The sequence below is a fragment of the Streptomyces sp. NPDC032822 genome (genome assembly GCF_055578825.1).
The window spans coordinates 52,735-68,175 of sequence record NZ_JBVIOL010000030.1 but is presented as its reverse complement, the minus strand read 5'-3'; the positions used below and the strand labels follow the sequence as shown (position 1 = coordinate 68,175).

At 70.0% G+C, this 15,441-nt stretch carries 5 protein-coding genes; all 5 read right to left on the bottom strand.

Annotation, left to right across the window (positions count from 1 at the left end):
* On the bottom strand, positions 1 to 9,917 hold a 9,917-nt coding region (locus tag ACZ5VD_RS41290), incomplete at its 3' end, for an amino acid adenylation domain-containing protein (RefSeq protein WP_468685584.1).
* A gap of 381 nt (positions 9,918 to 10,298) precedes the next feature.
* Entirely contained in the window at positions 10,299 to 11,597 is a 1,299-nt protein-coding gene (locus tag ACZ5VD_RS41285; protein WP_468551605.1) for a sensor histidine kinase, read from the bottom strand.
* A 1-nt stretch (position 11,598) separates the two neighbouring features.
* A complete protein-coding gene (locus ACZ5VD_RS41280) occupies positions 11,599 to 12,252 on the bottom strand; it encodes a response regulator transcription factor (RefSeq protein WP_468551604.1) in 654 nt (217 codons plus the stop codon).
* Positions 12,253 to 12,672: 420 nt separating this feature from the next.
* A complete protein-coding gene (locus tag ACZ5VD_RS41275; RefSeq protein WP_468551622.1) occupies positions 12,673 to 14,724 on the bottom strand; it encodes an ABC transporter ATP-binding protein in 2,052 nt (683 codons plus the stop codon).
* 31 nt (positions 14,725 to 14,755) lie between these two features.
* On the bottom strand, positions 14,756 to 15,055 hold the full coding sequence (locus ACZ5VD_RS41270) for an MbtH family protein (RefSeq protein WP_468685583.1): 300 nt from the start codon (positions 15,053 to 15,055) through the stop codon (positions 14,756 to 14,758).
* Positions 15,056 to 15,441: the final 386 nt, after the last annotated feature.

Here is a 15,441-nt window from a genome sequence, read left to right as displayed (position 1 = left end):
CCCCGCGACAACACCTCCTCCAACGAGAACCGCACCCGCTCCGGCACCAACCCCGACCGCACCGAACCCACCGGCACCACCAACGTCGGCTCATCCAGGCCCGCCAACTCCGACCGCCACACCTCCCGCGCAACCACCTTGTCCTGACGCCCCAACCACGCCAGATACTCCCCATACGACCCCACCGCCGGCAGCCCACGCCCACTGCCACCCCCCGCATACGCCCCCGACACCTCACCCACCAACACCGGCAACGACCAACCGTCCAACACAATGTGATGACTCGTGATGACCAAACGATGCTGGTCGTCGGCAAGCCGGATCAGCAGCAGCCTGAGCATCGGTGCCCGGGTCAGGTCGAAGCGATGGGCCTTCTCGGCGGCGGCCAGGCGTCGCATCTCGGCCGCCGCTTCGGCCTCGGTGAGATCCGATACGTCCGCCACGGTCCACGGCAGCACCACCCGCCCCGACACCACCTGCACCGCACCACCCGACACCGCCACACCCGAATGAAAACTCGCCCTCAACACCGGATGCCGCTCCAACACCACCTCCCACGCCAACCGCAACCGCCCCACATCCAACGGCCCCTCAACAATCAAAGACCGCTGCCCCTCATAAACATCAGGCCCCTCCGCCTCGAAAGACGCATGGAACAACAGCCCCTCCTGCAACGGCGACAACGGCCAGACGTCCACAAGGCCCGGAACCACCCCCTCCAACTCCTCCACACCCGCCTGCGACACCTCCACCAACGGGAAGTCCGACGGCGAATGACCACCCGCCCCCGCGCTGTCGGTGTGGGCGGCCAGGCCCGTCAGCATCCGCACCCAGGTCTCGCCCAGGTCCGCCGCCTCGGTGTCGGCCAGGACCGCTTCTGGCCAGGTCAGGGTGAGGGTGAGCTCGGGACCGTCGGCGGTGTCGCGTACGACGGCCCGCACCTCGACCACGTGGGCCACGGGCATGTCGGGGTGGGAGGAGCCGGCGACGGCTGTCTCACCGGCCATCTCCCACGCGCTCACCGCCGCCGCACCGCCGCCACTGCCGCTGTTGGTACCGGCAGCGAACCGGCCCAGGTAGTTGAAGCCGATCCGCGGAGCCGGGGCAGCCGACAGCACCTCCGCCGTCTCCGGGTTCAGGTGCCGGAGCAGGCCGAAGCCGAGACCGTCACCTGGTACAGCACGGGACTGCTCTTTGACCGCCTTCAGGAGGCCACCGGCCGCCACGCCTCCCGCGACCGCGTCCGCGAGATCGATCCCGGTGAGGTCCAGCCGTATGGGATGGATCTTGGTGAACCAGCCGACCGTGCGTGAGAGATCGAGATCCGCGACCGGTTCACGGCCGTGTCCTTCCACGTCCACCAGCAGGTCCGCCGTCTCAGGCCACAGGCGGCCTGCCGCCCCGGCCAGCGTCGACAGCAGCACCTCGTGCACACCGCAGTGGAACGCCACCGGAGTCCGCCCCACCAGCGTGGCCGCCGCGGCGGCAGGCAGGACCCACTCACGCCGCCGCAACGTCCCGGCCACATCCACCACCGGGTCCAGCGGTCGCCGCCCCAACGTCGGGGCACGCTCACCCAACAGGGCCAGCCAGCCGTCCAGTTCGGCGGTCCGCTCAGGGCTGAGGGCCTGCTCGGCCAGCACACCCGCCCACCGACGGAACGACGTCCCCACCGGCTCCAACACCGCCGCACGACCCGCCACAAGATCCTCGTACGCAATCTGCAAGTCCGGCAGCAGGATCCGCCACGACACCCCGTCCACCACCAAGTGGTGCACCACCAGCACGAGTCGGCCCACCTGGCCCGGACCCGCGTCCACCCAGACAACCTGGACCATCACCCCGGCCGCAGGATCCAGACGGCCCACAGCCTCACGAGCCGCACGCCCAGCCACCACATCCAGATCCCCGACCCCGACCCCGGCCTCGGCCTCGGCTTCGACCCGAGTGATCAGACCCGCCGCATCCACCGAACCCGGCTCACCCACGACCAGCTTCGACTCGCTGCTCACGACCCGCGCCCGCAACATGTCGTGCCGGTCCAGCAGCGCACCCACAGCTCGGCTCAGCACGTCCGGATCCAGGTCCGCCGGGGCGCCGGCCACCGTCCACTGGGTGAACCGGGGCCCGACGATCCGCTCGCCGAGCGTCCTCATGACGGGGGTCCAGGGCACCTCGCCCACGCCGACGTCTTCGGTGGGCTCGTCGTTCTCGGTGTCGAGTGACTCCACGACGGCAGCGAGCCGCTCGACGGTCTTCTCCTCGAAGACCTGACGGGGCGTGACCACCAGACCCGCCCGACGCGCCCGCGACGCCAACTGCATCGACATGATCGAGTCGCCGCCCAACTCGAAGAAACCGTCGTCCGCGCCGATCCGCTCCAGCCCCAGGACTTCGGCGAACAGCGCGCACAGCAGTTCCTCGACGGCACCCACCGGTGCCCGCCCGGACACCTGGCCGGCGAAGTCCGGTACGGGCAGGGCCGCGCGATCCACCTTCCCGTTCGCGGTCAACGGCAGGGCGTCGAGGACGATCACCACCGCCGGGACCATGTACTCGGGCAGTTCCTCGGCCACGTACGCACGCACCGCCGCGGGATCGGCTCCGGGGCCCTCGGGCACCGCGTATCCGACGAGCCGCTTCTCCCCCGGCCGGTCCTCCCTGGCCACGACCACGGCCTGGCCGACGGCCGGGTGGGCGGACAACACAGCCTCGACCTCACCGAGTTCCACCCGGAAGCCTCGCACCTTCACCTGCGCATCCGCCCGACCGACGAAGACCAGTGCGTCGTCGTTCCACCGGACGAGGTCCCCGGTGCGGTACATCCGCTCGCCTGAGGCGAACGGGGAGGCCACATAGCGTTCCGCGGTCAGCGCCGCACGTCCCAGGTATCCACGCGCCAGCCCGGCGCCGGCGACGTACAGCTCCCCCGGCACGCCGTCGGGAACCGGCCGTAGGAAGGAGTCCAGAGCGAAGGCGCGCATGTTGTCCAGCGGCCCTCCGATGGGCATGGCCGACGGGACCGGCCTCATCGGGTCGAGGCGGTGGGAGGTGGCGAAGGTGGTGGTCTCGGTCGGGCCGTACCCGTCCACGACGACCAGGCCGGGGCACGCCTCGCGCACCCGCCGGACCGCTTCGGCCCGGACCGCGTCCCCTCCGGTCCACACCTCGCCCAGCCCGCGCAGGCAGCCCGGGTCGTCCTGGGCGAACAGGTGGAACAGCGCGGCCGTGAGCCACATCGCGGTGATCCCGTGCCGGTCGATCCACTCGCGGGCGAGAGCCGGGGTGAGGACGCCGCTCGGGGCTATCACCACGCGTCCGCCGTTGAGCAGGGGCACCCACAGTTCGTACGTGGAGGCGTCGAAGGTCTGCGCGGAGTGGACCAGTACGCTCTCGTGTCCCTGCGCGAAGCGGCTGTCGTGCGCGAGCGCCACCACGTCGGCGTGCGTGACCACGACTCCCTTGGGAACACCGGTCGATCCGGACGTGTACATCACGTACGCCGCATCACGCGCCGTCACCCGCGCATCGCCGTGGCCGTACGGACCGCTCCCCTCATCCCGGCCGGCCCCGGCGAGCAGGGCTCCGACCGGTACCGCCGCGTCCCTGTTCCCGAAGGCGCGGGCGTACGGGCCTACTGTCTCCCTCTCGGAGACGCACAACACCGTGTCCTCCAACAGCAGCCGCACTCGCTGCTCCGGCCAGTCCGGGTCCACCGGTACGTAGCCGGCCCCCGCCTGGAGGACGCCCAGCACCACGGCCACGAAGTCCGGTGAACGCTCCAGTGCCACCCCGACCAGGTCGCCGCGTCGAACGCCCCGGGCGGCCAGTCCGCGGGTCACCCGGTCGGCGCCCGCGGCGAGTTCGGCGTACGTCCACACGCGGTCCGTGCCGACCACCGCCACCGCGTCCGGGGTGCGCGCCGCCTGGGCGCGGAACAGCTCCGGCAGGGAGCCCGAGGGGATCGGGCGCGCGGTGGCGTTCCCCTTCTCGGTGACCCGACGCCGTTCGGCGCGGTCCATGAGCGTGAGGCGGCCGACCGGCGCGTGCGGGTGTGCGGCCAGCTGTTCCAGGGCCCGCAGGAAGCGGTCGAGGACGGCTGCGGCGGTGTGCCGGTCGAGGATGTCCGTCCAGTAGGCGAGGCGTACGCGGAGCCCGTCGAGCGGGTCCACCACCAGGGCGAGGGGGTAGTTGACCGACTCACGCATCCAGGCCTCGGTGACGGTCACGCCCTCGGGTGCCTGTCCGTCGGTGCCCGCGGCGGTGGCGGGGTTCATCCGGGACGGGTAGTTCTCGAACGCCAGCAGTGTGTCGAATCCGGCGCCCGGTCCGGCGAGGCGGTGGATGTCGCTGAGGCGCAGGGTCTGGTGGTCGAGCAGTGCCGACTGGTGTGCCTGGAGGTCCGTCAGGGTGGCGGCGACGGTCCGTTCCGGGTCGAGGTGGACCCGCACGGGAACGGTGTTGATGAACAGGCCGAGCATGTTCTCCATGCCCGGCAGGTCGGCGGGCCGGCCGGCCACGGAGGCGCCGAAGACCACGTCGTCGCGGCCGGTCAGCTGGCCGACGACGAGTGCCCACGCGGTCTGGACGACGGTGTTCAGCGTGACGCCCCGGCCCCGGGTCAGCTCGCCGAGGGCCTCGGCCAGGTGGTGCGGCGCCTCGCCGGAGACCGTTTCGGCGGTGGCTCCGGCGTCGTCCCGGTCGGCGGGCGCGATGAGGGTCGGCTCCTCAAGGCCCGCAAGCTCGGCGCGCCACGCCTCCCGGGCCGCCTCCTCGTCCTGGCGTGCCAGCCAGGACAGGTAGGTCCGCTCGGAGGTCACCGGCGGCAGGCCCGCCGCGCTGCCGCCCGCCGCGTAGCAGGCCCACAGCTCGCGGCGCAGGACGGGCAGGGACCAGCCGTCGAGCACGAGGTGGTGCAGGGTCACGAGCATGCGGTGGCGGTCCGGCCCGGTTCTGACCAGCAGCACCCTCACCAGCGGCGGCCTAGCCACGTCGAAGCGGTGCGCGCGCTCCTCGATCGCGATGCGCTCCGACTCCGCCCAGGCATCGGCCTCGTCCCACCCGGACAGGTCCTCCTGCGTCCAGGGCAGCACGACCTCGTCCACCACGACCCGCACCGGCTGCTCCACCCCGGCGACCTGACGGAATCCCGCCCGCAGACTCGGATGCCGGTCCAGGAGCGCCTGCCAGGACGCCCGCAGTATGTCGGCGTCCAGCGGGCCTTCGAGGCCGATGACCATCTGCTCGACGTACACGTCCGTGGCCTGCTCGTCGTAGAGGGCGTGGAACAGCAGGCCCTCCTGCAGCGGGGCGAGCGGCCAGACGTCGACGAGCCCGTCGACGGCGGACTCCAGCGCCTCGACCTGGTGCTGCCCGAGCGCCACCAGCGGGAAGTCGGACGGGGTACGTCCGCCGCCGAAGCGGGTCACGTGCGCGGCCAGACCGGCCAGCATCGCCGCCCAGCCCTCCGCGAGGGCGCGTGCCGCCGCTTCGTCCAGCAGCCGGCCGGGAACGGCGAGGGTCAGGGTGAGTTCGGGTCCTTCGGCGCGGTCGTGCACCTCGCCCATCGCCTCCACCGCGTGCATCACGGGGAACTCCCCGTCGGAGCCCGCGGTGAGCGCGAGTTCACCGGTCGGCGTCCAGGCGGCGGCCGGGTCCACCGGTGTGTCCGTGGAGGTGCGCGCGGAGGTGCCCGCCGTGGACCGGCCGAGGTAGTTGAAGCCGATCTGTGCCGACGGCAGCTCCGCGAGTACGGCCGCGGTCTCGGGGTTGAGGTACCGGAGCAGACCGTGGCCGAGACCGTCACCGGGTATCGCCCGCAGCTGCTCCTTGATCCGCTTCAGCGCCCGTCCGGCCGCCGGGCCTCCGGACCGCACCTCGGCCGGGTCGGCCGCTCCGAGGTCGAGCCGGACGGGATGCACACCGGTGAACCACCCCACCGTGCGCGACAGGTCCATCCCCTCGGTCAGCGGCTCCCGCCCGTGGCCCTCCACGTCCACCAGCAGCCCGCCGTCTTCCGGGCGCGACTGCCCCGGGTGGGCGTTCTCCGGGTGGGCGCCCCGCCACTCGGCGACCGCCGCGCCCAGTCCGGTCAGCAGGACGTCGTCGACGCCGGCGTGGAAGGCCGCCGGTACGACGGTCAGCAGCGCGGACGTCACCTCGGACGGCACCGTCACGGAGACCCGCCGCACGGTGGCGACGAGATCACGGCCGGGATCGACGGCCTGCTCCGTGAGGAGAGGCTCCGACGTGCCGAGCAGCCTCGTCCATGGCGTCAGCTCCGCCGACCGGGCCTCACCGGCGGCCTGTTCGGTCAGGCGTCGCGACCAGTGCCGGAACGACACGGGTACTTGCGGAATGACGGGATCGCGCCCGGCCTCCAACTCCTCGTAGACATGGGCGAGATCGGGCAGCAGCACCCGCCACGACACGGCGTCGACGACAAGGTGGTGCGCGGTCATCAACAACCGCCCGGGGGTGTCCGGCCCACGGTCGAGCCACACCACCTGGGCCACGGTCCCGGACAGCGGATCCAACCGGCCTACGGCCGCCCGTATCTGTTCCTCCATCAGCCGCCCAAGGTCGGCGGAGGTCGCTTCGACGCGGCGGACCCACGCCCCCGCGGACACGGCCCCCGGCTCTACCACCACCAGCCGCTGGGGCTCGGTCTCCAGCCGGGCGCGCAGCACGTCGTGGTGGTCGACGAGCGCCTGGACCGCGCGGACCAGGGTGTCGTACCGCAGGCCGGGCGGGGTGGACACCGCGCCGGACTGCACGACCCGGCCCAGTCGGTCGAGGCCGACCCGGTCGATCAGTTCCCGCATGACCGGTGTGAGCGGCACCTCGCCCACGCCGGGGTCGCCGCCGCCCACCGCCACGTCCTGCGCGACAACGGCCACGGCTGCCAGCCCTCCGGGGCTACGGCGCTCGAACACCTGGCGTGCGGTGATGGCCACGCCGGCCCGCCGGGCGGCGGACACCAGCATCATCGACATGATCGAGTCGCCGCCCAACTCGAAGAAACCGTCGTCGACGCCGACCCGTTCCAGCCCGAGAACCTCGGCGAACAGCGCGCAGAGCAGCTCCTCGACCACACCCGACGGGGCACGGCCCGTGGCGCCCTCACCACGCTCGGGTGCGGGCAGGCCGACGCGGTCGATCTTCCCGTTCGGGGTCAGCGGCAGGGCGTCCAGCGTCACCACCATCGCCGGGACCATGTACTCCGGCAACCGCTCACCGGCGAACGCCCTCAGGTCACCGTCGGCCGGTGCCGTCCCGTCGGCCGCGACGACGTAGGCGACGAGTTGTTTGTCTCCCGGTCCGTCTTCGCGGGCCACGACAACCGACTGGGCGACAGCCGGATGCGCCGCCAACACCGCCTCGATCTCACCGAGTTCGATACGGAAGCCACGCACCTTCACCTGCGCATCCGCCCGCCCGACGAACACCAGCTCACCATCAACCGTCCAGCGCGCCAGATCACCCGAGCGATACATCCGCTCACCCGTGGCAAACGGACACGCAACGAACCGCTCTGAGGTCAGATCCGGGCGAGCGATATAACCACGGGCCAGACCCACACCCGCGACATACACCTCACCAGTGACACCGGGCGGAACCGGACGCAGGAACGAATCCAGCACATAGACACGGGAGTTGGAGAGAGGGCGTCCGATGGCCGGCGCCTCATCCGCAGCCTCGATTCGCGGATGGACCGGTCCGGCGGTGACCATCACCGTCGCCTCGGTGGGACCGTAGGTGTTCCACACCCTCACCCCGGACACCCACCGCGCAGCCAGATCAGCCGTCAGACGCTCCGCACCCAACACCCAGGTGTCCATACCGGACACCTGCTCCGGATCCAACACCCCGAGAAGAGAGGGCACCACACTCGCCGTGGACACGCCGTGTGCGGCGATCATCCCCACCAACGCACCCGGCTCCGCCCGCTCCTCACTCGTAGCAATCGCCAACGTCCCACCAGAACCCAGCGCCACGGCCACATCGAGGATCGCCGCATCAAAACTGAACGAGGCGAACTGCAACGACACCACACCAGGACCCACACCCAACACAGGAGCCATCGCCCCCACCAGGTTCACCACACCCCGATGACCGACACCGACACCCTTGGGACGGCCGGTGGAACCCGACGTGTAAATGACATAAGCCAGCTGACCCGGATCCTTCACACCAGGAAGAGGCACCGGATCAGGTGTTGCCGGAACCTCTTCGAGCAGGACGATCCGGGCCGGACCCGCGGGCACCCGGTCAAGGGTCTCCGCGGTCGCCAGCACCACACCCGCACCACTGTTCCCGATCATGTACCGCAACCGGTCCACCGGATACTCAGGATCCAACGGCACGAAGGCCCCACCGGCCTTCCACACCGCCAGCTCCCCCACCACCACATCCACCCCACGCGGAAGGCACAAACCCACCACCCGCTCACAACCGACCCCCGCACCCACCAAGAACCGGGCAAGACGATCCGACCGCTCCTCCAACTCCCCATACGACAGAGCCTCGACACCCGACCGGACCGCCACCGCCCCAGGCCTCAGCTCCACATGGGAACGGAACAAGTCCAGCAGCGAACCCCCCACCACCGGACCCCGTGTGTCGTTGAACCCCACCACCACAGCCGCCCGCTCACCCTCCTCCACCACATCAATCCGCCCCACCGGCAACGACGGATCAGCCACCACCCGCTCCAGGAAGTGCAGGAAGGAGGTGTGGGCGGATTGGAGCCATTGGGCGTCGTAGAGGCGGGAGTTGGCCTCGAACGTGACGCGCATTCCCTCGTCGTCCGACCAGCCGCTCACCAGGACGCCGAACTCCTCGACGCGCCGGCTCGACCGCTCGTGCACGACGGCCCGGTGTTCACCGAAGCGGAGGGTTTCGCCGATCGGCATGATGTTGACGTACGGGCCGAACTGCCAGCGGCTGCCCGTGGGCCAGCCTGCGGTGCGGCGCAGCCATTCGCCGCGAAAGCGCTGGTGCTCGACCAGGCCGCCGACCTCCTGCTCGGCGAGTCGGGCGAGTTCCACGAACGTGGTGTCGGCGGTCACGGGGAGGCGGAGCGGGAGCACGTTCGCGGTGGTCACCGGGGTTCGTCGTGCCTGTGCGGTGGTGCGGACGGAGACGGGGAGGCTGAGGAGTGCCTCGTCCGAGCCGGCGAGCCGGCTGATGAAGGCGGCGACCGCCGCGACGACGAGGCGGGGCCAGCTCACCTTGGTGAGGGTGGCGGCGCGGTGCAGGGCCTCGACCGCGGCGGGGGGCAGATGACCCGTCTGCCGCAGGACTTCGCCGGTCCCCTCGGAGCGCCGCCCGGGGATGCTCACGGGTTCGGGGCGGTCCGCGAAGTGGTCGGTCCAGTACTGGAGGTCGTCGCTGTACCCCGCGGACGCACGGTAGGCGGACTCCTGCCGACGCAGCTCGCGGAGGGGGGCGTGGCTGGGGCGCGGGCAGGTGTCGCCGTTCAGGAGGGCCGTGTAGATCTTCGCCACCCGGCGGCCGATGAGTGAGCAGCCGTAGGCGTCCATCAGGAGGTGGTTGTAGCGCTGGAACCAGCCGTAGCGGTCGGGGGCGAGACGGAGGAGGGCGTGGGAGAAGAGCCGGCTCTCGGTGGGGTCCCCGGTCTGGTGCAGTTCGGCGCGCATCCATGCTTCGGCGGCTTCCTGGGGGTCGCTTTCCGCGCTGAGGTCCACGAGCTGCAGGACCTCGTGTTCCTCTCCTCTTTCCGGTTCGCCGGTGAACTGCTGTGTGACGCGGTCACCGTCCGCCACGAGTTTCACGCGCAGGATCTCCGCCTCCGCGACGGCCTGCCGCAGGGACTGCTGGAAGAGCTGTGGATCCACGGCCCCGGCGATTTCGATGTACTGGCCGACGTTGTAGAGGCGACGTGAGTCTTCCATGCGCTGCGCGAGCAGAATTCCCTCTTGGGAATCCAGGAGTGGCAGTTCGTAATCAGCCTGACCGTTCATCATTCCCCCGGGCCTGAAATTCCGAGCAGGGCGCGATCCGTGCGATCCGTCTGTCGCGGATGGGTAATCGATATCGGGTATCGATAACGGGCATGATCCAGCCCGCGTTCATGCTCTCACGGACATTTACTCGGCGACAGTGTCCGCGGACCGGGGCCCGGGGGAAGGTGTCCAACCGGCTGTATTTCTCAGTTGGACACGTGGTTCATATTCAGTTGGACACGTTCGGTTGGACACGTGAAAAAGCGCCCAGGCCGTGATGCTTCACGGACTGGGCGCGTATGCCGGAGAGGGGGATTTCGGGTTCGTTGCCTACAGGCGGGCGACGACTTTGCGGACCGCGTGGTGCCCGGCGCCGGTGGGCAGGGCGTGGACGCGTCCGGGGAAGAAGGCTTCCATGACCAGGCCTCCTCCGGGGCGGGCCCGGGCGACGAGTTCGGCTCCGTGCGCGGTGACGATGGCCCGCACGATGGAGAGGCCGAGTCCGTGGTGGCCGTCGTCCGGGGTGCGGACGAGCCGCTGGAAGGGTTCGAGGAGGCGGTCGACCTGCTCGGGCGGGATCTCGGTGCCGGAGTTGGAAACGGAGACGAAGGAGCGGCCGGAGCGGTCGGTGCCGGTGGTGATCTCCACGCGGCCGTCGGGCACGTTGTAGTCGATGGCGTTGTCGAGGAGGTTGGCGAGCAGGCGCTGGATGAGGGCGGGGTCCCCCGAGATGCCCGTGGGCCTGATGTCGGCCTCCAGAAGCAGTCCGCGCCGGTCGATCTCCGCGTCGAAGGAGAGCAGGACGTCCTCGGCGAGCGCGGCCAGGTCCAGCGGTTCGGGCTGTTCCACGCCCCGTTCGCTGCTGGAGAGGGTGAGCAGTGACTCCAGGAGGCGTGCCTGCTGTCTGCTGATGACGAGGAGTCGGTCGAACGTGACCCGGAAGGTGTCGGCGGTGGCCTCGTCGTCCATGAGGGCCTCTTCGAGCAGCGCGTGCTCCAGGGTGAGCGGGGTGCGCAGTTCATGGGCGGCGTTGGCGACGAACCGTTTGTGGGACTCCAGGGCGGTCTGCAGTCGGCCCAGGAGTCCGTCGACGGTGTCGGCGAGGTCCTTGAGTTCGTCGGAGGGGCCTTTGGCGTCGAGTCGCTCATGGACGTTGCGTGCGGAGATCTGCCGGATGGTGGAGGTCATCGTGCGCAGGGGGCGCACGAGGCGGCCCGCGACCAGCCAGCTGAGCACGATGGAGATGCCGACCATGATCGCCAGGGCGATCCCGGACTGCACGAGGAGGTGGTGCATCTCCAACTCGTGCTGCCGTACGGCCTGTTCGCGCAGTTCCCGGGCAACGCCCTCGGCCCAGGGCGGGGGCCGGCCGGTGATGCCGTCCTCGCCGACGCCCCGGGGGTCGGGCATGGGCAGCCCGTCGGCGCCCTGGTTGAAGATGGTGATGTTGCCCTTGCGGCGGGAGACCAGGAAATAGGTGATGGCGAGCAGGACGGCGCCGGAGGCGACGAAGAGCAGGCCGAACAGCACCGTGAGACGCATGCGGACGCGTCGGGGCAGCAGGCGTGCCGGGACGCCGACCGGGACCGGACGGAACAGACGTGGCGGGCGGGGCAGGCGCATCGGCATCTCAGATCCGGTAGCCGCCGCGGGGGACGGTCTCGATCAGGGGCGGTGACCCGAGCTTCGGCCGCAGCCGGTTCACGGTGGTCTTGACGGTGTTGGTGAAGGGGTCGGCCGCTTCGTCCCAGACGCGTTCGAGGAGTTCCTCCGCCGATACGGGTCGCCCTTGGGCGGCCAGCAGGCATTCGAGGACGGCGAACTCCTTGGGGGTGAGCCGCAGTGGGGTGCCCGCCCGGGTGGCGACCCGGCGCGAGGGGTCCAGGGTCAGGTCACCGTGGATCAGGACGGGGGGCAGCGCCTGCTGGGGACGGCGGGCGACGGCGCGGATGCGCGCGACCAGTTCGGCGTAGGCGAAGGGCTTGGGCAGGTAGTCGTCCGCGCCGCGGGTGAGCCCCTCCACCCGGTCGGCGATCGTGGCGGATGCCGTCAGCATCAGGACGCGCGCCCTGTGTTCCTGATCCACGAGCACGCCGCACACCGCGTCACCGTGGACCTTCGGAAGGTCCCGGTCCAGCACGACGACGTCGTAGTCGACGACCGTCGCGCGTTCGAGTGCGTCGGCTCCGTCGTAGGAGACGTCGACCGCCATTCCCTCCCGGCGCAGCACGCGTGCCACCGATTCCGCGAGTTCGGCATGGTCTTCGACGACGAGAACCCTCAACTCTTCACCCCCGGCGCGGCATCTCATGGCCGGGGGGCCGGGCGGTACAGGCTGTTCATGCTGGTCAGCCTGCCCGGACCGTGGTCACATCCCGGTCACAGCGTCCGCGCGTCATGTCTGCGTGGTCGTACCCGAATGGTCATCTTGGTGCGCTCACACGGTCGTTGCTGCATGCCATGTGTGCGTGGCCAGGTCCGTGTGGCCGGCCCGTACGTCGTTCAGAGTACTGCCGGGCCCTGTGCCACGGCCGGGTTTTCCCTTCTGTACCGGCCTCGACCGCCCCTCGTCCCGCAGTCACTTGTCCGAGTGTCTCCTGCGGTCGGCCGACCGGCCGGCCCCCGTGCACAGCACGGTCCGGAACGCGGCGTGCGCGTTCCGGACACGGTGCCGGCGCGCGAGCGCGACACGGTTTCCTTCGGTTCACCGCTGCGCCGGGGGCGGCCCGCCGAGGATCATCGGGGCGGGACCCGATCCCGGAGGCGGGAGGGGCGGGAGGGGGTCGCCGCCTCCGCCGCCGAAGGCCTGCGGCCCCACCGCCGGCTGCGGGACCGGCTTGGCGTGCCCGTTGTTGCGGCCGTTGCCCGCGAACTGGGTGCGGTAGAGCTCCGCGTAGAGCCCGCCTCGCTCCAGCAGTTCCTCGTGGTTTCCCTGCTCCTGAACCCGGCCCTTGTCGATGACGAGGATCTGGTCGGCGTCGCGGATCGTGGAGAGCCGGTGCGCGATGACCAGGGAGGTCCGGCCGGTGAGCGCGGTTTTCAGAGCCCGTTGCAGAGCGGCCTCCGACTCCGAGTCGAGGTGTGCGGTGGCCTCGTCCAGCACGACGACCGGTGGCGCCTTGAGCAGCAGCCGGGCCATCGCCATGCGCTGCTTCTCACCTCCGGAGAGTCGGTAGCCGCGGTCGCCGACGACGGTGTCGAACCGGTCGGGCAGCGACTCGATCAGGTTCCAGATCTGTGCCGCCCGGCACGCCTCGATGAGCATGGGCTCGGTGGCGTCGGGGCGTGCGTAGAGCAGGTTCTGGCGAATGGTCATGTGGAAGAGGTGCGCGTCCTGGGTGACCATGCCGACGGTGTCGTGCAGGGAGGCGAGGGTGAGGTCGCGCAGGTCCTGGCCGCCGATGCGGACGGTTCCCTCGACCGGGTCGTACAGGCGCGGCACCAGGTGCGTGATGGTGGTCTTGCCCGCGCCGGAGGGTCCGACCAGCGCGGTGAGCTTGCCGGCCGGCACGGTGAAGCTGAGGTTCCGCAGGGTCCAGGAGTCGTCGACGCGTTCCGCGGAGGGCAGGGCGATCGATTCGAGCGAGGCGAGGGAGACCTCCCGGGCGCGCGGGTAGCGGAAGGACACGTTGTCGAACTCGATGTCCGGTGCAGCGCCGTTGCCGTTGCCACTGGCGGTGCCGAAGGCGGGCAGGGCTTTGGCTCCCGGCTTCTCCGAGATGAGCGGCTTCAGGTCGAGAACCTCGAAGAGTCGGTCGAAGCTGACCAGGGCGGTCATCACGTCGGCCTGGGCGTTGGAGAGTTGGGTGATCGGGGTCATCAGGCGGGTGAGCAGCGTCGCGAGCGCCACGAGGGTGCCGATGTAGAACGACCCCTCGATGACGAGCTTGCCGCCTACGCCGTAGACCGCGGCCGTGGCCAGTGAGCCCAGGAGCATCATCGACAGGAAGAGCATCTTGCCGTGGACGGCGGTCTGGATGCCGAGGTCACGGCCTCTGCCCGCCTGTTCCGCGTATAGGCCGGCCTCGGTGTCGGGGCGGCCGTAGAGCTTGGCCAGCAGGGCCCCGGTCACGTTGAACCGCTCGTTCATCAGCGAGCCCATCTCGGCGTTGACCTGCATATGGGCCCGCATGAGGCGTTGCAGTCTGCGCCCGATGATCTTTCCGGGAAGGATGAACAGCGGGACGATCACCAAGCCGATCAGGGTGATCTTCCAGGACAGCAGGAACATCGTCACCAGGACGAACACCAGGGTCAGTCCGGCGGAGACGACGGTCGACAGCAGCGTGGTCAGGGCTCGCTGGGCGCCTACGACGTCGGTGTTGAGCCTGCTGACCAGGGCGCCGGTCTGGGCCCTGGTGAAGAACGCCAGGGGCTGGCGCTGCACATGGTCGAAGACCTCGGTGCGCAGTTCGTAGATGAGGCCCTCGCTGACGCGAGCCGAATACCAGGTCTCCGCCCATCCCACGACCAGTCCGACCACCGCGAGCGCGCCGATCGACACCGCGAGCCACATCACGAGAGAGGTGTCGCGTTGGGCGATGCCGTCGTCGATGAGGTACTTGAACATCACGGGGGGAGCCACGGTGATGGCGGCGTTCAGGGTCGTGATGACCAGGAGCAGACCGATGCTGAAGCCGTACGGCCGGGTGTAGGGCAGGATGCGTTTGGCCGTGCCGGGTTTGACGCGTTGTTTGGCTCCGGACGAATCCGGCCCCACTCCGCCGAATGTCACCGGCCCGGAGCCGCCGATCATGGCCACAGGAATCTCCTCTTGTTCCTCGCCATTAACGGGCGGCTTGAGCGGACTCGACGTCCTGCTTGTACGCGTCGTTCTCGTTCACGGTGGGCTGGTGCGTGGCGTCCTTGTTCGCGGCGTCCCTGTTCATGTCGTCCACGAGGCTCTGGGGGCGCAGGTCCGTCCAGTTCTCCTCGACGTAATCGATGCAGTCTTTCCGTGAACTCTCGCCGAACACCACTCGCCAGCCGTCCGGGACTTCGGCGAAGGCGGGCCAGAGGGAATGCTGGTTCTCGTCGTTCACCAGCACAAAGAATGAGCCGTCTTCATTGTCGAACGGGTTTGCCATGACCACTCCCAATCAATTGGGGCTTGCCTGGACTCGCTCAAGATAGTCGCGGGTTTCAGGGCACACAAGGTTGGACAAACGGACGTGGCGTGCCGGGAATTCATGGGTCGCCGACGGGCCTGCGGATAGCGTCCACCGCATCGTCGAAGTGATTCTCCGGGGCATTGTCCAAGTGACGGATTCGGACACTTGGACACTCGGGCACGGCCACCCGCCGCCGAACGTAGCAGCGTGGCGTGAACGCGCGCATCCGGTCTCGGACGACTCCACCGGGACCCCGGTTCCCGCAGTCGGCGAAGGGGACCGCGTCGTGCGGTCCCCTTCGCGCTGGTCGGCGGCGGTGGTGTCGGCCGGCGGGTGCGGCGGCCGGCGTGGTGGCCGAGCAG

Excerpts from the sequence above, each read along its gene's own strand:
- ACZ5VD_RS41270 (WP_468685583.1), bottom strand. The coding sequence starts at position 15,055 with ATGGCAAACCCGTTCGACAATGAAGACGGCTCATTCTTTGTGCTGGTG.
- ACZ5VD_RS41285 (WP_468551605.1), bottom strand. The coding sequence starts at position 11,597 with ATGCCGATGCGCCTGCCCCGCCCGCCACGTCTGTTCCGTCCGGTCCCG.
- ACZ5VD_RS41275 (WP_468551622.1), bottom strand. The coding sequence starts at position 14,724 with ATGATCGGCGGCTCCGGGCCGGTGACATTCGGCGGAGTGGGGCCGGAT.